This window comes from Bacillus sp. AF23 (assembly GCF_020861455.1).
Classification (GTDB): domain Bacteria; phylum Bacillota; class Bacilli; order Bacillales; family Bacillaceae; genus Bacillus; species Bacillus halotolerans.
The window spans coordinates 60,271-83,775 of the sequence record NZ_JAJHVY010000034.1 but is presented as its reverse complement, the minus strand read 5'-3'; the positions used below and the strand labels follow the sequence as shown (position 1 = coordinate 83,775).

Here is a 23,505-nt window from a genome sequence, read left to right as displayed (position 1 = left end):
ATCACCTTTGTCTGATTTTATCTTTTGTGTCTTTACGGGTAGGTCTCCTTTTTAAAAATAGGGTAGGGATGCGAATCACAGTGTCCTTTAAATCTTGTCCGGGCTGTGCCATTATGGGAATAATGTAATCTTGGCCAAAGCTTTTCAGTCGCATCAAGTGGCCGATCACAAACAGAAAGACCATGATGACGCCATACATGCCAAGTATCGCGGCACTTATCATACCCGCGATGCGAATAATCCGCAGCGGAAAGTTAAAGGCGTATGAAGGAACGGTGAATGATGCCAATGCGGTAATTGATACAACTATGACCATCAGTGCGCTGACGATTTGCGCCTGTACGGCTGCCTGTCCAATGACAACGCCTCCAATAAGCCCAATCGTCTGCCCGATCGGTTTTGGCAATCTTAAACCGGCTTCCCTGATCAGTTCTATCGTAAATATCATAATAAAGGCTTCGACAAAAGGCGGAAAGGGCACATTCAGCCTGCTGCCCGCAATCGAAATGGCCATTCTCGTCGGCAAAAGACCGGTGTGGAAGGAAACGAGAGAAATATATAAGCCGGGCAAATAAATGGTAATCAGGATGCTTGAATAACGAAGCAAACGAATAAGAGACATTGTAATCCAGCGCTGGCTGTAATCATCTGGTGAATGAATAAATTCATCCACCGTTGCCGGTACAATCAATGCAAATGGTGTACCATCTACTAATATGGAGACCCGTCCTTCTAACAATGAGCTTTCTACACGATCAGGCCGTTCAGTGCTTAAGATCGTGGGAAAGATTGAAAAGGGTTCATCTTCAATGAGCTGTTCAAGTGTGCCTGATTCCGGCAAATCATCTGTCGTGATGGATTTCAGCCGTTTAAACACTTCTTTTATGACATAATCAGGTGCAATATCCTGAATATAAGCGACAGCTATCTTTTTTTTCGTCCTTTTGCCTATTGTCATTTCTTTTATGACGAGATTAGGGTCACTCGTCCGCTCTCGCAAAAGTGCCGTGTTTGTCCGCAGTTTTTCAATAAAGCCAATCTTCGGCCCGCGTTCCACGATTTCTGAGGAAGGCTCTTCAAGGTTGCGCGTCATTAACGTTTTCGTGTCAAATGCCAGCCCCGCGCTGTAACCGTCGGCCAGCAAAATGGTATGTCCGGTAAAAATGAGCTGCTGTATTTCTTTTATTGTAGAAACAACGCTGTGATGATAGCCGAAAAAGAAAGCGGATAAATCTTCAATCAAGCCTTCTTTTTGAGCTAATGATTCTTTTTGTAAAGGAGAAATGACGTATTGCGCCAGAAGCTTATTTTCTGTCAAACCGTCAATATACAGCAGGCAAGCCTTCTGTCTGCTGTCTCCGAAAGAAAACGTATAAAACACGATATCGTCGTTTTGCCCCAATTTTTTTTTCAGTGTTTCTATATTGTGCTGGAGATCAGAGTCGATTTGCATAGTTTCTCTCCTTTATAAAAACATATTGACGGTTTTTCTTAATTTGTATCAAAAAAGGAGAATTATTCTTCATAAGGAAAAGGCTGAAACAAACCTTCTTTTGAAAGTGATATAATAAAAAGGAAGCGTTTTCTCGAAAAGGGGTCATTGATACATAATGCTTTGTACATATGTTGACATTGAAAAGCAGACAGACATAGGGGCGTTTGTAAGGGGCACGCATCGGGAAAATAATGATCAGCCATTTAAAGGGGAGGGGTACGGATCATGACGCAATCACCGATTTTTTTCAAGCCAGTGTTTAAAGAAAGAATCTGGGGCGGCACCGCTTTACGCGATGTCTTCGGGTATGACATTCCATCAGAAACAACAGGGGAGTGCTGGGCCATTTCCGCTCATCCAAAAGGACCGAGCACTGTTGCGAATGGCCCGTATAAAGGAAAGACATTGACCGAGCTTTGGGATGAGCACCGGGAATTGTTCGGAGGCGTGGAGGGAGACCGGTTCCCGTTACTGACGAAGCTGCTGGACGTAAAAGAAGATACGTCAATTAAAGTCCATCCCGATGATTATTACGCTGGAGAGAACGAACAGGGAGAACTCGGCAAGACGGAGTGCTGGTATATTATTGACTGCAAAGAAAATGCAGAGATCATTTACGGACATACGGCCCGTTCAAAAACTGAGCTTGTCACAATGATTAACAGCGGTGACTGGGAAGGCCTGCTGCGAAGAATCAAGATTAAGCCGGGTGATTTCTATTATGTGCCGAGCGGTACGATACACGCTTTATGCAAAGGAACGCTTGTGTTAGAGACCCAGCAAAATTCAGATGCCACATATCGGGTCTGCGACTATGACCGTCTCGAACTAAGCGGCAAGCCAAGGGAGCTTCATTTTGCAAAAGCCATTAACGCGGCGACCGTTCCCCATGTGGACGGATATATAGACGAATCAACCGAATCAAGAAAAGGAATAACAATTAAAACGTTTGTCCAAGGGGAATACTTTTCCGTCTATAAATGGGACATTAATGGAGAGGCTGAGCTTTCGCAGGATGAGAGCTTCTTGATATGCAGTGTAATAGAAGGAAGCGGTTCGCTTACGTATGGAAGAGAAACATGCCCGCTTAAAAAGGGTAATCACTTTATTTTGCCTTACAATATGTCCGACTTCACAATTAAAGGCACATGCACATTGATTGTGTCACACATGTAAACTTAATCTCACTTAGAGATTAAGTTTTTTATTTTTCAAAAATGGAATGGATTGACCTATAAATAGAGCATACGCGTGCCGATAAATAAACTAGTTTTATATACTCATTGAATAAGAAAGAGGAGAAGGAATGAAAAAGAGATTAATCGCACCGATGCTTCTGTCCGCCGCGTCCCTTGCCTTTTTTACCATAACCGGCTCTGCACAGGCTGCAGCGTATACGGACTACTCGATTTATAAGGTGGAGCCGGCAAAAACATTCAGCACAGAAAGCCAAGCCTCTCAGGCCGCCGCCAAATTGGAAAAAGACACAGGCTGGGATGCCTCCTATCAGGCTTCAGGCACAACAGCAACCTACCAAATTACCGCTACAGGCATACATAGCGAAGCACAAGCTAAAACCGTGCTGAGCGGACTGACAAAACAGACAGCCATTACAGGCACAACCAGTCCAGTCGGCAGCAAACAGCCGTATATGACCATCACATCCGACGCAATATCAAGTGAAAAACAGGCCAACACCCTGCTGGCCAAGCTTAAGCAGGAAACAGGGGTATCCGGCGCTGTGAAGATGTCCGGCACAGCCCAGTTTTACATGAACGTGGTTACCTCGGAAATAGCAGAAGAGACGAGGGTCAAGGAGCTTATCCAAGGCCTGACAAAGAAAACGGGGATAAAAAGCACGTACCAGCCCGTTACACATGAAGTGTCTGTAACAAGCATTCAATCAGGCGCTATTATCGGAGACAGCAAGGCTGCCCAAGTCAAAAACGCATTCCAAAAAGAATCAGGACTGAAGGCATCATTAAAAGAAACAGCGAAAGGCCAAGCCTATTACACGTTTACAACAGCCTCTATATCAGGTGAAGCAAACGCCAAGACTTTGTTACAGCAGCTGAAACAAAGTACCGGAATTACGGGAAGCTACAAGTCAATCAATCAAAAAACAACAGCAGACGTATACAATGTCCAATCGGCTTATTTCAATGGGCTGAATACAGTGAAGGATGCCATCAGCCAAATCAAGAAAAACACTGGGGTGTCCGGATATTATCAAAAGGTCGGCAAAAGCACATCATATACGGTAAACATGAAGAATTTGACAAAACAGCAGCTTCAAAAGGTCGACGCATTCTTCAAAAAGAAAAAATGGCATTACACGTCATCTGCCGTGAAAAAAACGGCAACGTCATCTGCCTATCAAATTACGACTGCACAGATTTTAGGTGAGCAGCAGGCCAACAAAGCTGCGGCCTTCTTCACACAGAAAAAAGTAAAGGCAACGAAAAAAGCGACTGGAAAAAAAGCCGAAAACCAATATCAGCTCATTTCTGAAGAAACAACAGACCAAGCAAAAGTTACAAAAGGTTTGAACGTTTTAAAGAAAAATAAGCTAAGTGCTGCAGCAAAAACAGTAAAAAAACAAACTGCAAACACGTTTAAAATTACAACTGAATCTCTGCTGGAAGCGGCTAAAGTCAATGAAGCCATCACGTTCTTTAAATCGAATCAGATTTCAGCCGCAAGCAAAAAAACGGGTCAGACAGCAGGAAGTAAATATCAAATCACCACTGAGGCGATCATTAGCCAAGAGGACATCGATCGTGTACTTGCTTTTTTCAAAAAAAATAACGCCTCTGGCACAGCTGTGAAAACAGGCGCGACAGCATATACACAATACAAAATCCTGACATCTCAGCTCAGCAGCAAAACAGCATTGAACAATGGACTGAACTATTTTAAAGCTCTACAGTTAAGCGCGAACTACACGACCAAAAGCAACACGCTTTATAAAATTAGCCTTAACGAGCAATTCACAGGCAATAGCGCAGCTTCAGCGGCATCAGCGAAGCTGAAACAATTATATGGATGGACATCATCCACTGTAAAAATAAAGAACGGTCCGCAAATCATGAAAACGAATTATAATCTCTCGCTTCGTGATATGGTTCAAAAACAAATGAAAGTCAGCCCGCAAACCGACGGTGCAGCTTACGTATCACTCACGTATATCAATACAGCAACCTCAACGGTTACAGCTGATGTACTCAACATCCGGTCAACGCCGGCAGTCAGTCCGACGAACGTCATCGGCCAATTAAAAAAAGGCGATAAAGTGAAAATCATCGGCCAGACAAACGGGTGGGCTAAAATCAATATGGGGTGGAGAAACGCTAGCAGCGATGAAGTAGGACAATACGTTGACCCGAACAACTTTTCCAAGGACAGCAAATACTACTTCCAATTTCTTAAGCTGTCACAGACAGCCGGCCTCAGCGTTGCCGAAGTCAATCAGAAAGTGCTTGCGGGCAAAGGCATACTGACAGGGAAAGCAAAGGCATTTATCGATGCCGCAACTAAGTACAGCATCAACGAGCTATATTTAATCTCACACGCTCTCCTTGAAACAGGCAACGGAACATCCGATTTGGCCAATGGTTTAACCTATAACGGAAGAACCGTTTATAACATGTACGGAATCGGCGCATACGATAGCAACCCGAACTACTACGGCGCCAAATACGCATACGAGCAAGGCTGGTTCACACCAGAAGCCGCCATTATCGGGGGCGCCAAGTTCATAGGCTCATCCTACATTCATAACACAGCCTACAATCAAGACACGCTATACAAGATGAGATGGTCAGCCACAGCTGCACACCAATACGCAACAGATATCGGCTGGGCGTACAAACAAGTAAACCGCATGTATAGCCTGTATTCATTACTGGATGGGTACACATTGTATTATGATGTTCCGGAGTATCGATAAATAGCAACTGAAAAACTTATGAATTGGTATGCAATCTCTATTTGTTATCTTTTTATTTTTTCTAAAATAGGCTGAAGCTCTGTATGTATGCTTCAGCCTATTTTTAATTTCATACTTCAATCTTGTCAGCAACAATCATAAATACGCTCATTCTTGAACCATTTGGAATGGCAGCATCATCAGGTCTAATTTTTGTGTTTCCTTTGATAAAACCTATCTCAAGAACATTTGATTTTTCACCGCCGGCAAAATACCAAGACCCCATGCGGATATCCTTCTGTTTTAAACGAAAATCTCCCTCTATTGCTTGATGGAGTAAACTGATATAGCGTTCATTTAAATTAACTTGGAGGTTTCCCTCTGTATTGATAGTAATATTTTGGACTACATTTGATGTGTATGATGGTAAATAACCTGAAGCTGGAACCACCCATTTTTTATTTTGGGCATTATATTCTAATATGAATGTTTGAATAAAAGGTTGGAATCTCTCTGGTGATTTTTCTTGATGACCGACCGTTTTTAATAAAGGAGTCCGAATGATAGGTACGTGATTCATAAAATTTTCATAAGAGTGGTACGCATAAATTCTGCTTATTCTACTGCCTTCCTTACCGCTGGTGATTCCTACCATCAGAGATTTTGCTCCAGTTTCGGGATTAGTGTACATGCAAATCCCTTCAGGTTCACGGAAATTATTTTCATATCGATAAGAAAGGTCACTGCCAACAGTAATTTCTTTCTGTAACAAAATCTTACCGGAAGTATCGAACACAGTAATGAGGTTGGGAAACGTTTTGCTGTTAGTATCTCCTGTATACCAATATAAATATCCGTCATCTAAAAAGAACCCTTGTAAGTAATGAAGTTCTTCAGGAATGTTTATCGTATATAGAGGGTTATTTTTATTTGCTATTGCATCGTCCAGGTTAAAGACTGTAACCCATTGTTTCTTATTGACTGTATCATATTGTCTGAGTGCCAGCTGTCTATTTTTCATATCAAGTGCAGGTGTAACCCTATGATTTAAAGGGAGATTAGAGAAGCGCTGAAGTTCCTTGGAATTTTCGTCTAAAGTAGCACCAGCTTTATATGGAAAGCAAACTAAATCACTATTATCTGTTTCATTCGGTCTATCGTATAGTGACCAGATATAAATGGTGCCGTTTCGGTTTTCAATCCCGATATTTGTACCGTGTCCTCCATGTTTCAATAGCATGCTGTCTAATTGCAATCCCTCAAAAGAAAGACGGGTTATCCGAAAGCTTTGAGGGCTTCCGCCTCCCATCCCGGTTGCCACTTGTGTCGTATAAATTTGATGATTTTTTTCGTCGAAATTAAATGATTGAAGGACCGTTTTGTCAGCAACACGAAGTTCAGTAAATAATTTAGGAGTTATTTTTGTGAAATTAAACAGTTCTTTTTGGGCCATATGTTCATCACCTCTATCAATTTTTGCTGCCACCAGAAGCAACTATTTATATTAAAGCAAACACATGTTCGGTAGTCAAGAGAAAAAAGAACACTTGTTCTGTTTTTGAACAAGTGTTAAACAAATGTATTATATTTGATCTTTTATAAATTGTAATAGGTTCTTACTGGAGTTTCCTCTAGAATACATATTCCACTTTGCTGAAAAATCTTTAATTGCGGGAATATTAAAGGAAGCTCTGAGGATTTCATTCAGCAATGACTGACTGTCATAACAGGCTCTTCCCGGTATGACTGAAAGATAATTATCAATCAACCCACGTTCTTCATTATATTTCTTAAAATCATATGTGTAGAAAAGAATCGGCTTATTTAAAATAGAATATTCAAATGGAACGGAAGAGTAGTCAGTGATTAATATGTCTGCCGTTATGAGCAAATCATACAAAGAGTAATCTGAAACATTTTTAATATAATGACTAGAAGAGGTAAAGGCTATATTGATTTGGACTGCGGGATGCAGTTTAACGTATAAAACATATTCTCCGTTTAACTGATGAATGAGTTGCTCTTCGGTTAAAGGCAATTGTATTGCGTTCATATCATAATCTCTAAAAGTCGGTGCGTAGAGAATGATTTTCTTTTTGTTTTTTTGAAAATCAGCATTCTTCTTTTTGCTATCAGTGTAATATGGATCAGTTAAAGGCACACCTGTTCTTAATAATTGATGATCCTTTACTCCAAAAGATTTCTTAAAGATATCTGCCATTTCTTCAGAGCCAACGGTTATATAATCAAAAGACCTGTATACCTTTTTGAACCTTTTCAAATCAGTTTGTGTTCGTTGCAGGTTTGTTATATCCTCTAAACCAAATTTTTTTAAAGAGCCGTTTGCGTGCCAGACTTGGATACACTTGGTTTGAGGCCGTTTATTTAGCACGCTTGTTAACAAGAAGTAATTATCTGTAAGAACGACTTTACTGCTAAACATGAGATAAACGGCTCTAAAAAGATGAAAAGGACTTTTTTCTTTTAAAGAATATGTTTGGATCTGAGAAAATCTCTCGGCTATAGAGGATGCCTGCTGTGTATATAAAATGTTTAAAGTGAATGGGTACTGTTTTCGTTCATATTCCTCCAAAATCGCTTTTGCGTTTGCTTCAAACGAGATAAGCAGTGTTACATTATTCCTTGGTTTAACCCATTGCAGAAAAAAGGCGATTGCTGATAACAAATACAGATAGCAATTCGCCAATAATGATCTTATTTTCATTTTTATCAATCCACTTGTTTATATATTTTCGTTTATAACTGTTTTGTATGATCTTTTTCAGGTTTCGGATAAAAAGTCTTTCCGGTTTTTTCTTCCTTTAAAACAGCTAAAGCGTATTTTGGAATGCTGAGCATTCTTTTCCAGCGCCATGGATTTGTCACTAAACGATAAAGCCATTCCAAATTTAAACGAATCATCCAGGAAGGAGCCCGTTTGACATTGCCGCTAAACACATCAAAGCTTCCGCCGAGTCCTATTGAAACAGCCTGAGGGAATAAATGTCTGTAGTTATGAATGAAATTTTCCTGATGAGGGTATCCTAATGCTACGAATACCATATCTGGCTTTGCATTTGCAATTTGTTTTGCTACTTTGGCTCTGTCTTGGACATATCCATCTGAATAGCCCGTGATTTGTATATTTGGATATTCAGAAGAAATTTTGGATACGACATTCTCTATAACATTTTTCTTCGCACCGTATAGAAATATACGTTTTTTCTTTTTGTTAGCAATGCCGAGCAACTCTTTAAACACGTCGAATCCTGCGATTCGGGAGTGAAGTCTGCTGTTAGTCAATCGGGACATCATGACTACTCCAATGCCATCAGGCAAAATAAAGTTTGAAGAGGACAATACATTAAAGTAATCTCTATCTTTAATAGCCGCATATCCTATTTCGGGATTTACCGTAGAAATAAATGCCCCGATTTCCTGATCAATATAATGTTGTTCAAGGTGGTTCATGAAGGATGTGAGGTCGCTGTTTACATAAGAAATATGATGAATAGTTTCAGTTTGCATGTCCGGATCCTCCTTCCCTTAATAAAATCTACTTATATAGCTAAAATCCCAAGAGATAAAAAAACAAAATAACCTACCGTATATTTTAACATAAAACCCGAACAATGGCTTAACATTATCTTTACATTAAATTTAAATATGTTTCCATTTTTACAATTGGATGAACAAATGAACGATAATCCTTGCTACCAAGGGAGTTTTAGTTTGTTTACATATTTTGGATTGTTTTTCTCTGCATGAGCACTTAACCTTTTGTGGGCTGTATGCTATAATTAGTGATCAGTGAAGACATACGAGAAATATGTCGATATAAGGAATGTAAACAAAATAGTTGCCCAGGGTATTTAGAATTCAATCGCTAACGACGGTAGTGTTTTTAATATTGTTTTTTTAACATTAGGAAGGAGAGTTTCTCTAAATGAAGAAAGTCATCACTTACGGAACTTTTGATTTATTGCATTGGGGTCATATTAAATTGCTTGAACGTGCAAAGCAACTTGGTGATTATTTAGTTGTTGCTATTTCAACGGATGAATTTAACTTACAAAAGCAAAAAAAGGCTTATCATAGCTACGAGCACCGTAAATTAATTTTAGAAACTATTCGGTATGTTGATGAAGTGATTCCTGAAAAAAGCTGGGAACAAAAAAAGCAGGATATTATTGATCATAATATAGATGTTTTTGTTATGGGGGATGACTGGGAAGGTAAATTCGACTTCCTTAAAGATCAGTGTGAGGTTATCTACCTTCCTCGAACTGAAGGCATCTCTACAACAAAGATTAAAGAGGAAATTGCTGGTATATAATTTGGGGTCCTGATATCATTGGCTTAATATCTAAAAAAGTACTTCTTATTGAAATAAGAAGTACTTTTTGATGCTTACATTGATTTTTATACAAATGTATCCGGGAAGATATCAATTTCAATGAGCATACATTCTAGGAGCCGAAGGGAGTAAGAAATGTCTTTACATGCGGTGAGTGAATTTAATATAAAACAAAAAATACCTGACATGAATTATTATTTTATTTCTGGCGGCCTGCCGAGTAATTACGGAGGTCTGACAAAGTCACTGTTATTGCGCTCAAAATTATTTGGAGAAGAATGTAACAGAAAAACATTTTTTTTAACGTTTCGCTTTGATCTTGAATTGGCTTCTAAAAAGCAGGATTTGTATAAAAACGGTAAGATCGATGAAAAATATACTAGCGTTATAAATCTGTATGATGATTTCTTAAGTGTGAAAACAAATGGGAAAAGATCATATGAGGAAAAATTAGGGCTGGAACAGATAAAAAAACAAGTAGGTATGGGGAAATTCGCCAAAACTGTATCGAGGCTATTTGGCAAAAGAAACAGTGAAATTTCTGTAACTTATTATGCTGACGGTAAGACAATCCGTTATGTTGATTATTGGAATGACAAAAGTCAGCTTATAAAGCGAGAAGAATATACAAAAAACGGCGGTCTAGCACTTGTTACTCATTATGATGAGCAATTAAATAAGATGTTTTTGCAGGAATATGTCAATAATAAAAATCAAGTTTATTTAGACAAGCACTATGTATGGAACAGTGAAGAGAAGGATATTCAATTCTCACATTTCACTTGGTATTCTTTAGAGGGCGAGAAAAAAGTTAAAGACGAATCGGAACTGCGTCAATTTTGGATAGATTATTTACAAAATGAAAACGATGTACCGAAGCTGTTCCTAGTTGATAGCCGGCCTCAGGATAAGCATGTTTTCAAAATGAAGAAATCACCTTCTGCTTATTATGGAGCTATCATTCATAATAAACATTACGGCAATCATAAATACCAAATTAAAGGCCGTTACAAAGAGGTATTCAGTCAAATGTATAATCTGGATGCCATCTTTTTTATAACTGAAGAGCAAATAGACGATTTCAGATTAATCTCAGGAGATCAAGAGACGTTTTTCTTTACTCCGCATACAATTGATAAGCCGCTTAATCCTAATGTATTGAATGTGCCGAGTGAAAAATACAAAGCTGTCATTATTTCAAGACTCGCATCAATGAAGAATCTAACACATGCAGTAAAAGCTTTTAGCTTAGTAGTGAAAGAAATTCCCGAAGCTAAACTAGATATATTCGGATCTGGTGAAGATTTTGAAAAAATAAAAAAAGAGATTGAAGAGCATAAACTTCAGAATAACGTCTTTTTGAAAGGTTATACAAATAATCCGGACTTGGAGTTTCAGAAAGCGTGGCTTACGATATCAACCTCCCACTTTGAAGGATTCGGTCTCTCAAATATGGAGGCGCTAAGCAATGGGTGTCCTGTTGTAACGTATGATTATGATTATGGAGCAAGGAGTCTTGTAACTGACGGTGTCAATGGATATGTCATTGAGCAGTATAATATAGAAAAACTGGCTGAGGGCATCATCGCTTTAATGAGAGATGAAAAAACTCATCAGGAATTCTCAGAACAAGCTTTTAAAATGGCTGAGAAATATTCAAGATCCAACTATATTGGAAATTGGGGTTATGCATTGAACCGAATGATTGACGTTCGTGAAGAAAAAGCAATGCTCTTTAAAAAGATAGGGAAAAAAGAGCTGCCAATCAGTTCATATACTAAGGATCAGGATAAGGTTGAACTTGAACTTGACCCTCACACTCAGGAAGACTTAGTTAAACAAATAAGCTTAGTGGGCTTGGACAGAAAGAACAAGGCTGAGATTATTAATATTCCCTTACTAAATGACAGTCATTTTAGAATTGACCTGAAAAAAGATATTAATATTGAAAAAATAGCAGCTAACAAAACTCAGGTCATTGATTTTTATATTCGTTTTATTGGAACTAATCATATAAAAATCATGCGCAGGGTTTCGAGTGAAGAAATAAAGTTTGACAGGAATCATGTGATGACGGATCTTGGTTATTGCATAGAACCCTATACAACAGTAAAAGGTAATTTCTCTTGGAAATTAACGGAGCTGAAAGAAGGTTAATACCCTTAAAGGATGCAGTGCTGTTATTGTGAACCTTATATAAGGAAGCAGTAAGGTAAGAGCTTTTATACAGAGGAGCAGACAATAGTAATGAGTGAAAATACTGTGATTAAATGTATTTTGAAAAGCTTGAAAAACAGATTAGGTAAACTGGAATTGTCGATTGTTATTGATACTGAACAACAACTTTTAGAGAATCAAGAATTATTTTTAAAGTTAAAAGAGAGACGTTCAGGTACAGAAGCTGAATTTATGCTTCAAAATACTGATTTATTGGAGTACAAAGCAGATATTGATGTTCATCTTTTGCCTATGCCGCTTGAAATGGGCCAAACGTATGACTTTTATGTAGTATTTGGCGAAAAAAACGAAGATACAGAACCGCAACAGCCGCAAGAAAAGCGTCTTTCTGCTGAAGTAGATGCGGTTGAGCTTGCATTTCATATTGATCAAACAACCGAACTTTTGGTTTTACCATATAAAACTGATAAAGGCAATTTTTCAGTAAAGGTAAAAAGGGAAGCCAAAATTGTAAGGTTTGACGACATAGGGATTAATTCTGAAGAAATTACCCTAAAGGGTTATGCGGGTTATCTGAGTTCTGAAAATCAATATCAAATAAAAGACATGAATCTTATCATGAAAAAGGGCGGAGAAACGCCGGTTGAGGAAAAGTTTCCATTGCAGCTTGAAAGAAAAATGCAAGGGATTGACCAAATCAGAGAAGACGGTTTTATGCCGCAATTATATCATTTTGAAGTGAAAGTTCCTTTAAAAGAAATTTCTTTCTCCATCGAAAAACGTTTTGTTTACCGTTTATTTATGGAGTATGTATGTACTGATGAAGAAAAAACGGAAATTGTGTTTAACAGCACTGCTTTGGTTTTAGGGGACCGGAAAAATAAACTAAAAGGTTTAGTGAGCGTTGTGAAATCGGAAAACGGGCCGATTCGTTATGAGATTTTCAAGAAGAAAAAGAAACAAACTGTATGCATCAGAGTCAACGACTATAGCATGAACACAAGGATTAAGTACTTTGTTAAAGGCAAAAAGAAACGGTTTGTATCAAAAATCAAAAAACTAACAAAGTTGAGAAACAGGTTCATCACTAAAACTTACAAATCACTATTTATGATGGCCAGCAAGATGCCCGTTAAACGAAAAACAATTATTTTTGAAAGTTTTAACGGAAAACAATACAGTTGTAGTCCGAGAGCAATTTATGAATATATGCGGGAAAACCATCCTGAGTACAAAATGTACTGGAGTGTAAACAAACAATATTCAGCTCCATTTGATGAAAAGAAAATTCCTTATATCAACCGACTTTCGATAAAATGGCTTTTTGCTATGGCGAGGGCGGAGTACTGGATTGTTAACAGCAGGCTTCCATTATGGATTCCAAAACCTGAACACACGACATATGTACAAACATGGCATGGAACGCCGTTGAAAAGATTGGCAATGGATATGGAAGAAGTGCATATGCCTGGAACAAATACAAAGAAATATAAGAGGAATTTTATAAGGGAAGCTTCTAATTGGGACTATTTAGTTTCCCCTAATGCATATTCATCTGAAATTTTTGCCCGGGCATTTCAGTTTAACAAAACGATGATTGAGTCTGGTTATCCAAGAAATGATTTCCTTCATAATGATAATAATGAAGAAACAATATCTGCGATTAAAAGCAGATTGGACATTCCAAGTGATAAAAAAGTAATTTTATATGCCCCTACATGGAGAGATGATCAATTCTATGCAAAAGGACGCTATAAATTTGACCTTGATTTAGATTTGAATCAGCTAAGACAAGAACTAGGAAATGAATATATCGTTATTTTAAGAATGCATTATCTTGTAGCTGAGAATTTTGATTTGGGGCCTTATGAAGGTTTTGCGTTTGATTTTTCTGCTTATGAGGATATTCGTGAATTGTATATGATTTCTGATTTGCTAATTACTGATTATTCTTCTGTATTCTTTGATTATGCAAATTTAAAACGGCCAATGCTTTTCTTTGTACCTGATATTGAAACTTATCGTGATAAGCTGAGAGGTTTCTACTTTGATTTTGAAAAGGATGCACCGGGTCCATTAGTGAAAACAACTGAAGAAACCATTGAGGCTATTAAGGAAATTGCATCACCTGATTACGAATTACCAATTTCATTCGGACCTTTCTATGATAAGTTCTGTTACTTAGAATCAGGACGTTCATCTGAAAAAGTAGTAAATACTGTATTTAGAGCAGAGTAAATACTGGTATTTTTTAAGATCTGAAAGCTGTCGAAGTCTCGGCAGCTTTTTGACACTTATTGAGAAGTGAAAAAAAATGCAGGATCTGTTACAATTATCAGCGGTGCTTTCAATTTCTTAAACAGAAAGATTTCCAAAAATCAACTAAGTCTAAGGAAGATAAAAAATGAATGATTTATTGCGAATACTGAGAGAGCAAATAACGTCATTTCCTTTAATTTTAAGATTGGCGGCTTATGAAACGAAATCTAAATATCAAATGAATTACTTGGGTGTTCTTTGGCAGTTTTTAAACCCGCTTATCCAAATGCTTGCCTACTGGTTTGTATTTGGCATGGGAATTAGAAAAGGGGGGCCTGTTGCGACCGCAGCCGGTGAAGTGCCTTTCATTGTTTGGATGCTGGCAGGATTAATTCCCTGGTTTTTCATCAGTCCAACTATACTAGATGGCTCAAATAGTGTATTTAAGCGGATTAAGATGGTAGCTAAAATGAATTTTCCGATTAGTTCTCTGCCTTCAGTCGCCATTGCTTCCAACTTATTTAGCTATTTTATTATGATGGTGGTTTTTATCATTGTACTGTTAGTTAACGGAATATATCCAAGTTTGCATTGGTTACAATATATTTACTACTTTATTTGCTTGATTGCCTTTATGTTTTCTTTTAGTTTGTTTAATTCAACAATCAGCGTGCTGGTAAGGGATTATCAGTTTTTACTTCAAGCTGTAACAAGGCTTTTGTTTTTCTTGTTACCAATTTTTTGGGATATTAATTCGAAACTCGGTCAGAATCATCCCGAATTATTACCTGTTTTGAAGCTGAATCCGCTTTTCTATATTATTGAGGGTTTCCGGAACAGCTTCTTAGACGGCCAATGGTTCTTCCAAGACATAAAATACACGCTGTATTTCTGGCTGTTCACTTTTCTTTTATTAACAGTAGGTTCTATCCTGCACATGAAATTCAGAGACAAGTTTGTTGACTTTCTTTAATACGTAAGGAGATTGTACGATGAAACTAAAAGTTTCGTTTCGAAATGTTTCAAAGCAGTATCATTTGTATAAAAAACAATCGGACAAGATTAAAGGATTGTTTTTTCCGGCTAAGGATAATGGTTTTTTTGCTGTGCGGAATGTCTCCTTTGACGTGTATGAGGGAGAAACAATCGGCTTTGTAGGGATAAACGGGTCGGGGAAATCGACCATGTCTAACCTGCTGGCTAAAATTATTCCGCCGACCAGCGGTGAAATTGAAATGAACGGCCAGCCGTCGCTGATTGCGATTGCGGCCGGTTTAAATAATCAATTAACGGGCCGGGACAACGTCCGGCTCAAGTGTTTGATGATGGGTCTAACAAACAAAGAAATTGATGACATGTATGACAGTATCGTTGAATTTGCGGAGATTGGCGATTTTATTAATCAGCCGGTTAAAAACTATTCCAGCGGGATGAAATCGCGTCTCGGTTTCGCGATTTCCGTTCATATTGATCCGGATATTTTAATTATTGATGAAGCGCTCTCCGTAGGAGACCAAACGTTTTATCAGAAATGTGTAGACAGAATTAATGAGTTTAAAAAACAAGGCAAAACCATTTTCTTTGTCAGCCATTCCATCGGCCAGATTGAGAAAATGTGTGACCGTGTTGCTTGGATGCATTACGGCGAACTTCGGATGTTTGATGATACAAAAACCGTTGTGAAAGAGTACAAAGCATTTATTGACTGGTTTAATAAGCTCTCGAAAAAAGAAAAAGAAACATATAAAAAAGAGCAGACGGAAGAGCGCAAGAAAGAAGATCCTGAAGCTTTTGCCCGTTTCCGCAAAAAGAAGAAAAAGCCAAAATCACTGGCCAACGCAGTACAAATTGCGATTTTATCTATCTTGTTAGTTTTTGTTGCGGGCACGATGTTCTTTGATGCCCCGCTTCGAACGATTGCCTCGTTTGGCGCAATTCCGCAGAATGAAGTCAAGAATCATCATAGCGATGCAAAGGGTAAGATGGAGGAAAGCCTAACTGCAATGAATAAAAAAGGCTTTATAGCTGATGAAGAAGTGACAGTCTATAAAGACCTAGATCTGAAAAAGAAGGCCGGTGTTACACTGCCTTTTGGTACTGCAGTGACGGTAAGCGCAAAAGGCAAACAAGCAGCAAAGGTTAAGTTTCACGGACATTCTTATTTTGTAAAACAGAATGCTGTTGCGACTGATGTGAAGAAGGCGGAATTGCCGGCTTCTGCTTTTACACCCCATGTCCAGCAAAACGCAGCAGCTTCCTATGAATACTTCCTAAAGTTCCTCGGAGACAGCAGTGACGGTATTCAATCGAAACTGAACGGCTTTACAGAAGGAGAAACAGCTGACGGCAGAAAGACTTTGGATTTTGATTATGAAAAGATCAGCTATGTATTGGAAGATAATAAAGCTTCACAGCTTATCTTTCACAACATTTCTCCCGTTACTCCAGCGTCATTATCATTAAGTGATGGAGATGTATTGTATGACAGCAGCAAGAATCGTTTTCTTGTGAATACAGCAAATCAGATCTTTGCAGTTGATAATGAAGAGCATACGCTGACCTTGATGTCGAAATAATAAAAAGGCTATTGGATGGATGTCCAATAGCCTTTTATGTTTAGATTTCTTCTTTGTTTAATAAGTTTTCCATGAATGGAACGAGCTGTCCGCGGAGTTTTTTATCTTGCATCGCAAATTCAAGAGTTGTTGTGATAAAACCAAGCTTTTCACCAACATCATAGCGTTTGCCTTCAAAATCGTAAGCAAACACTCAATATCATTCAGCTTTTGGATGGCGTCTGTCAGCTGAATTTCTCCACCTGCGCCAACCTGCTGCTCCTCTAAGTACATGATGATCTCAGGTGTGAATACGTAACGGCCTAAGATGGCAAGGTTAGAAGGTGCTGTGCCTTTTGGCGGTTTCTCAACGAAGTTTATCACCTGGTAACGGCGGCCTTCACTTGTTTTCACCCATTAATTATCGCAATCCTAGTGTTTCTACCTGAACAATATCGTTTCCAAGCAAGCAAACGGCTCATATCGGATAAAGTTGCACGAGCACCAGACAGTGCGTCCGAGTCCTTTAGTCTCCTTCAGGCGGATATTAGTGACTGTCAGCCAGATTAGAAGCATTTTTCACTTTTTCAAGAAGTTCGGTTTTTCCTTTATCTAATTGATGAATGGGTTTCCTTTTGTATTGTATCAACCCTCCTTTTCATCTAGATGTCTATAAAAAACACGTCTCATTCGTATAGTTTGATTAAAGTCTCTTTGCCTGAAGACATTTTACTCACAAAAATTTTTTGGGACTTTTAACATTCACATTACAATTCCTTCACGTTTTGACGATGAATTAATATGAGGAGGGCTTACAAAATAAACGATGCAGCAGAAAGAGAATCGTTTTACTCAAAAATGCGACAAAAGAATCGATTATTCCCAAAAAGAAAACTTGTTATAATGAGTATGAATGAGACATTAGGCCTGGAAAATTTATACATAACGTAGATACCAAAAAATGCTGATGATTGACATTTTTAAAGAGCCTTAACTTTTATAGGAACTTATGCTATTATTGTTCATTATTAATGGTTCGTAAGAAATATGTCAAAATGATAAAAAATCTGTTAGGTTTTTGGTTTTTTTCTGGTACTCTCAGCTGAAAACGGTTGGAAGGTGATGTTATCTAATGAAGGAAGTGATAACGTACGAATATTTGATTTATTTCACTACGGACATATGAAGTTGCTGGGAAGAGGGAAAAATCAGGGTGATTTCTTAATCGTAGGATTGTTTACAGATTGAATTCGATCTGCAAAAACAAAAAAAATTATACTATTCTTATGAACATGGGAAATTCATTTTGGAAACAATCGATTTTGTTAATGAAGTCATTCCCGAAAAAAACTGGGAACAAAAAATATCTGATATTAAAAAGTACAATATAGATACATTCGTCATCGGTGATGAATGGAAAGGGAAATTTGTTTTTAAAAACAGAAGGCATCTCAACTATCCAAAGCAAAAAAGACATGGCTAGTTTATAGATGCACTAATTAAAAGAGGCTTGAAAAATAAATTCAGTTGCTTCTTTTTTTCTTGTTTGCGCAAATATAAATCTTCACTCTTTAAGGAGTTAATGACGAAATCTTTTATTATAACCAAATGCAGAAGTTTAATAGTTAGGACTTATTCAGTTCTGTTTAAGATATTTGCTCTTCTGCCGAGAGAAACAATAAATTAATTTTATTTGAAAGCTATTCTTGGAAAACAGTTTAGCTACAATCCCCGAGCAATTTAAGACGGAACCACAACTGAAAAGTATAAACAGAATTTTGTGCAGGAAGCCAGCAAATGGAATTATTTAATTTCCCCAAATCATACTCCACTGAGATTTTTAAAAGGGCATTTTAATTCAAAAAACAAATTTTGAAAACTGGTTATCCGCGACATGACATTATTTATTCTGTAAATAAAGCATCATTAATCAAAAAGATAAAACAAGAGTTAGGATTGGTGCATATAAAAAAATTATTTTATATGCACCAACTTGGAGGGAGAATGAATTTAAGAAAGTTGGCCAGTATAAATTTAAATTTCAATTTGATTTATAGGAAATGAAGAGGAAACTTGGGACTCTATGATTATTCTTCTAAAAATGCATTATTTCAAAACAATTTAATTTAGGAAAATATAAAGATTTTGTTAAAGATCTCTCTTGATTTACGGATTATTCTTCTATCTTTTTTGATTATATGAATCTAAAAAATATATGATCTTCCGGCTATTGAGACTCCATCAGAGGTTGTTACTTTAATTTTTCAACAGCGCCAGGAAACTTGGTTTAAACAAGTGAAGAACTTATAAAAACAGTAAAAGAGTTGTTACTTAATTCTTATATAGGTCATAACAATGAGAATTTTTATAATGAATTTCGTAATTTAGAAGGTGGCAAGGCTTCTAAAAGAGTAATTGAAACGATCCTTTAACTTCTAAATAAAGAGGTACTAACATGTTTTCTATCATAATACCAATATATAATTCTGAGTATTATTTAAGGGACTCAATAGAGAGTGTCATTAACCAGTCAATTGGATTTAAAGAAAATATAGAACTGATATTAATAGATGATGGCAGCGTTGACAGCAGTCCTCAAATTTGTGAATTCTTTAAAAATCTATACCCTAATAATATTAAAATCTTGAGAATTGAAAATTCCGGACCTTCTACTGCAAGAAATTGTGGGTTATCAAATGTGAGTGAAAAATCTAAGATCATTGGTTTTCTTGATTCAGACGATGCGTTCTCTCAAAATGCGCTGCAAAGTGTTTATAATTTTTTTTGTGATTCCGAAGATGTAAATGTTGCGGTATTACCTGTTTATTACACAGGTGAAAAAGAAGGCGAACATAAATTAAATAATAGATTTGAAAAAGGAACAAGGGTTATAAATATTCTCAACGATTATAAGGCTATTCATTTTTATATTGGCGGCACTTTTTACAGAAGACATATACTAAATAGTACCGCCCTGTTTGATGAATCTATAAAGTTTTGGGAAGACGCTATCTTTTTTAACAAGTTATTGCTGAAAGAAAAAAGATACGGAGCAGTCGCAGAAGGAAAGTATTTTTATAGAAAACGAAAAGAACAGAACTCATTAGTTGATCGTTCATGGTTTAACAAAAAAAGGTACACATATTTGTTGAATGAGTGTTACATGACTTTGTTGATGGATTCAATAAAAAAATATGATATAGTTCTGCCTTATTTGCAATTTTTAATTGTATATCATATGAAACTGTTTTTATATCCCAACTATAGAGATATTTATAAATCCGTTTTAGATCAACAAGAACAAAAAGTTTTTGTTGATGACTTTATTAAAATTTTAAAATTTATTGATCCGCAATTTATAAAAGAACAAGATATGCCAATGTACTATAAAGAATTTATGTTTCACTTATTAGAAGCAAATATAGAACCTCTTGAAAATATAAAAAAAGAAAGAGTATTACAAAGTTCATGTACTGTTACTTCGACAAAAATAAAAGGGCTTAGACTTGAATTAACAGGGCACTTTATTAACCAGTATTATGAGATGAAAGAAAATGACAGAGTATATATAAAATATTTTAATAGATTAAAAAAATGCAAAAGAGAAGAACTTAAAAAAACAATTGAAGTATGGGGATATAAATTAAGAGATTTTAGACATGCTGGCTTTGTTGTTGAGATACCAATTTGGGCCTTTGCATTTGATTTTGTCCTAAAAACACCAAATGATGCTTTAGAACTTAACCATGTAAACATTTTTAAAAGTTTATTTACAAGGATTTTTAAAAAATAGGTAAGGAATGCTTTTCGTAAATTTTAATAAATTAATCATGTTTTTTCAAAAATTCAGCACTATCTTTGTTTTTTACATTTAATTACCCGAATTCTTATTCATATAAACATTTTGTTAGGAGCAATCTTTTATGAACGAAAAGAGTTTTAACTATGATTTCAGTGTTATAATGCCGATTTATAATGTTGAGTTATATCTAACTGATGCTATAGAAAGCGTTATTAACCAGACTATAGGTTTCGAGAATATTCAGTTAATACTTGTGAATGATGATAGCCCAGATAAAAGTGAAGTCATTTGTAAAGAATATGCTCAAAAATATCCAAAAAACATTGTATATGTAAAGAAACAGAATGGCGGAGTGAGCAGTGCTCGAAATTATGGTTTAAAGTATGCTGAAGGAAGATATATTCAATTTTTGGATCCGGATGATTTAGTTTCAGAAGAAACATTCGAAAATGTTTTAACCTTCTTTAACCAACATAAGAATCAAATTGATATTGTAGCAATCCCTATTTTTTTTGAAGAAGGAAGAACTGGAGAACATAATCTAAATAATAAGTTTTCTTCTACGAGAATATTGGATGTAGAAAAAGAACCACATCATATATTAACTCATTGCTGTTCTACATTTATACAAAAAGATGCCTTGAAAAATATCAGATTTGATGAAAATTGTAAAATAGGTGAAGATGCCAAACTAGTTAATTTAATTATATCGCACAAGAAAAAGTATGGTCTGGTTAAAGAGGCAAAATACCGTTATAGAGTTAGAGAAGATGGATCGTCTGCCATGCAGACTGCTAAAGCAAATAAGAATTGGTTTAACCATTCACTTATCACTTTCTCTAAGAATTTAATCGATATCACCCAGAATAATGAACAGAAAATACCTTTGTTTCTTCAATACATGGTTATGCATGATTTGAAGTGGAAATTATTGATTAAGGATATTAGTGAAACACCTTTAGATGAAAATGAATACTGCGAGTTTTTAACATTGATTCGAGAGGTATTATCGTATATTGACGACGATGTCATCATTGATACAAAAAGCGTCAGCCATTTCTATCTATATCATGCTTTAAAAATAAAACACGGTGAAAATTATAGTAGGTATGTATATGAAAGAGAAACTGAACAGGATTATTATTTATACAGAGAAGGACAAATTGTTTCGAAATTATCGGATCAAACACTAACTATTGAGATTTTAGAAGAAAATGAGGATTCTGTTCACATAGAAGGTTTTTGGAGCTCTCTGTTTAATTCTAAAGGTTTTAATTTATATGCTAAAATTGGAGAAACAAAAATAAAAGCAAAGAATATAAAAAGACAGCATAATGATTATATAAGTTTAGGAGAAGTAATAAAAAAATATCCTGGTTTCTCTATAGATATTCCCAAAAGCTATCTAGCAGACAATCAGCATATCGAATTTTTTATAACAAAGGGTAAAAAAAGAAAGATGACAAAACTTCGCTTTTTCAAGTATTCAGGTTTGTCAAATGTTCTATATAATTCTTATGCAGCTAAAAAAGATTATATCTTTTATTATAATTATAAAAAATTAATGTTCGAAAAAAACAATGTTAAAAATAGATTTATAAAAGAGTTTCGTTTCTTAAAATCCCTTCATAAATCAGGTGGGAAATCAAAGAAACGAAAATCAGCTATTAAGAAGGCAATGGTAGCAAGGATGGCACACCATGTTTTTACTATATTTAACAGAAAACCAGTATGGTTATTCATAGACAGACAAGATAAAGCTGATGATAATGCCGAGCACCTCTTTAAATATGCAATCAACAAGAATGATGGGGTAAAAAAATACTTTGTAATAAAAAAAGATAGCAAGGATTATGACAGAATTAAAAAATACGGAAAGGTTATACCATACAGATCTTTTAGACATAAAATTTTAACCTTATCCTCTTCCAAGGTAATATCGACACATGCAGATATATGGGTTGTAAATCCATTTTTCAATATGGAGATTTATTTTAGAGATTTATTTAATTTTGAGTTTGTCTTTTTACAGCATGGAATAACAATGGCAGATCATTCTGAATGGTTAAACAAATACAGTAAGAATATCAAATTATTAGTCACTTCAGCGAAACCTGAATATCGGTCTATTGTGAAAGGAAATTACAATTATAAAAAAGAAAATATCTTTTTGGGTGGATTTCCGAGATACGATAATCTTAAGAAGAGTGAAGGGGAAAAGCAGCTTCTAATCATGCCTACATGGAGAAAAGATATTGTATTACCTAAAGATCAGGCAAAAGGAGTAAGACCGTACAATCCGAAATTTAAAGAAAGTGAATACTTTGCTAGGTATAATGCTTTGATTAATGATGAACGGCTAATCGAATTTGCTAAGAATAATAATTATAAGATAACCTTTTTCCCGCACCCGGACATTCAACAACAGATGGTAGATTTTGAAAAGCACGATTATGTAGAGTTTGCAGATTATAATAGCAGCTATCAAATGTTATTTAATTCTTCTAATATAATGATTACTGATTTTTCATCCGTTGCATTTGATTTTGCATACGAGAAAAAGCCTGTGATCTATTATCAATACGAAAACTCATACCATTTTAAACTTGATTACTATGATTATAAGAAAATGGGCTTTGGTGATGTAATAGAAGATCATAATAGTTTAGTTGATAAAGTTATCTATTATATGAAAAATGATAGTCGTATGGAAGATAAGTATAGAAAAAGAGTAGATAACTTTTTTGCATATACTGATAAAAATAATCGGAATCGTATTTATAATGCTATTTTGCAATTAGACAAAAGTAAAGTTGCTAAATAAGCTTGGTTTTGCTCTATATTGACACTTCAAAATGTTGGGAGAAGTTCTGCGGAACTTCTCTTTACTTTTTAAAAGTGAAAAAACTTAACATTTGTTACAATATTCAC

14 protein-coding genes and 2 pseudogenes are annotated in these 23,505 nt (G+C 36.0%); 11 read left to right on the top strand and 5 right to left on the bottom strand.

Going from position 1 to position 23,505, the window contains the following annotated elements:
* Position 1 precedes the first annotated feature (1 nt).
* Entirely contained in the window at positions 2-1,453 is a 1,452-nt protein-coding gene (locus tag LNN34_RS18385; RefSeq protein ID WP_229044109.1) for a spore germination protein, read from the bottom strand.
* Positions 1,454-1,720: 267 nt separating this feature from the next.
* Between LNN34_RS18385 and manA the strand changes: the two genes are divergently transcribed.
* Together manA and LNN34_RS18375 are read left to right on the top strand one after the other, a co-directional pair.
* Entirely contained in the window at positions 1,721-2,671 is a 951-nt protein-coding gene (gene manA, locus LNN34_RS18380; protein ID WP_229044106.1) for a mannose-6-phosphate isomerase, class I, read from the top strand.
* Positions 2,672-2,801: 130 nt separating this feature from the next.
* A complete protein-coding gene (locus LNN34_RS18375; RefSeq protein WP_229044104.1) occupies positions 2,802-5,444 on the top strand; it encodes a glucosaminidase domain-containing protein in 2,643 nt (880 codons plus the stop codon).
* 109 nt (positions 5,445-5,553) lie between these two features.
* Here LNN34_RS18375 and LNN34_RS18370 read toward each other — a convergent pair whose 3' ends face one another.
* The 3 genes from LNN34_RS18370 to LNN34_RS18360 all read right to left on the bottom strand — a co-directional run bounded on the left by LNN34_RS18370 (position 5,554) and on the right by LNN34_RS18360 (position 8,951).
* A complete protein-coding gene (locus LNN34_RS18370; RefSeq protein ID WP_099043478.1) occupies positions 5,554-6,876 on the bottom strand; it encodes a teichoic acid biosynthesis protein in 1,323 nt (440 codons plus the stop codon).
* A 129-nt stretch (positions 6,877-7,005) separates the two neighbouring features.
* Positions 7,006-8,148 (bottom strand): CDP-glycerol glycerophosphotransferase family protein, encoded by a 1,143-nt coding sequence (locus tag LNN34_RS18365; RefSeq protein ID WP_099043479.1) that lies wholly within the window; start codon positions 8,146-8,148, stop codon positions 7,006-7,008.
* A gap of 32 nt (positions 8,149-8,180) precedes the next feature.
* Positions 8,181-8,951 (bottom strand): WecB/TagA/CpsF family glycosyltransferase, encoded by a 771-nt coding sequence (locus LNN34_RS18360; protein ID WP_044159538.1) that lies wholly within the window; start codon positions 8,949-8,951, stop codon positions 8,181-8,183.
* Positions 8,952-9,369: 418 nt separating this feature from the next.
* Between LNN34_RS18360 and tagD the strand changes: the two genes are divergently transcribed.
* The 5 genes from tagD to tagH all read left to right on the top strand — a co-directional run bounded on the left by tagD (position 9,370) and on the right by tagH (position 16,793).
* Complete coding sequence (tagD, locus tag LNN34_RS18355; protein ID WP_010332101.1) at positions 9,370-9,759, top strand: glycerol-3-phosphate cytidylyltransferase; 390 nt, start codon at positions 9,370-9,372, stop codon at positions 9,757-9,759.
* A gap of 156 nt (positions 9,760-9,915) precedes the next feature.
* The gene (locus LNN34_RS18350; RefSeq protein WP_229044102.1) at positions 9,916-11,937 is read left to right on the top strand and encodes an alpha-glucosyltransferase N-terminal domain-containing protein; all 2,022 of its coding nucleotides are present in this window, start codon (positions 9,916-9,918) and stop codon (positions 11,935-11,937) included.
* 90 nt (positions 11,938-12,027) lie between these two features.
* The gene (locus LNN34_RS18345) at positions 12,028-14,196 is read left to right on the top strand and encodes a CDP-glycerol glycerophosphotransferase family protein (RefSeq protein WP_229044100.1); all 2,169 of its coding nucleotides are present in this window, start codon (positions 12,028-12,030) and stop codon (positions 14,194-14,196) included.
* Positions 14,197-14,362: 166 nt separating this feature from the next.
* Positions 14,363-15,190: a teichoic acids export ABC transporter permease subunit TagG gene (gene tagG / locus LNN34_RS18340; RefSeq protein ID WP_044159528.1), complete on the top strand. Its 828-nt coding sequence runs from the start codon at positions 14,363-14,365 to the stop codon at positions 15,188-15,190.
* Positions 15,191-15,209: 19 nt separating this feature from the next.
* Positions 15,210-16,793 carry a teichoic acids export ABC transporter ATP-binding subunit TagH gene (tagH, locus tag LNN34_RS18335; RefSeq protein WP_059335062.1) on the top strand — a complete coding sequence of 528 codons (1,584 nt, stop codon included), beginning with the start codon at positions 15,210-15,212 and terminating at the stop codon, positions 16,791-16,793.
* A 40-nt stretch (positions 16,794-16,833) separates the two neighbouring features.
* Here tagH and LNN34_RS18330 read toward each other — a convergent pair.
* A pseudogene (locus LNN34_RS18330) lies at positions 16,834-17,385 on the bottom strand (sugar phosphate nucleotidyltransferase); the annotation flags it as partial.
* Positions 17,386-17,904: 519 nt separating this feature from the next.
* Here LNN34_RS18330 and LNN34_RS18325 point away from each other — a divergent pair.
* From LNN34_RS18325 to ggaB, 4 genes and pseudogenes are all read left to right on the top strand, one after another.
* Positions 17,905-18,262: pseudogene (locus tag LNN34_RS18325) on the top strand (adenylyltransferase/cytidyltransferase family protein).
* Between the two features lie 432 nt (positions 18,263-18,694).
* Positions 18,695-18,829, top strand: coding sequence for a CDP-glycerol glycerophosphotransferase family protein (locus tag LNN34_RS22030; protein ID WP_320109128.1), 135 nt, complete (start codon positions 18,695-18,697; stop codon positions 18,827-18,829).
* A gap of 398 nt (positions 18,830-19,227) precedes the next feature.
* Positions 19,228-20,565, top strand: coding sequence for a glycosyltransferase family 2 protein (locus LNN34_RS18315; RefSeq protein ID WP_069486839.1), 1,338 nt, complete (start codon positions 19,228-19,230; stop codon positions 20,563-20,565).
* Between the two features lie 130 nt (positions 20,566-20,695).
* On the top strand, positions 20,696-23,398 hold the full coding sequence (ggaB, locus tag LNN34_RS18310) for a poly(glucosyl N-acetylgalactosamine 1-phosphate) glucosyltransferase (RefSeq protein WP_229044098.1): 2,703 nt from the start codon (positions 20,696-20,698) through the stop codon (positions 23,396-23,398).
* Positions 23,399-23,505: the final 107 nt, after the last annotated feature.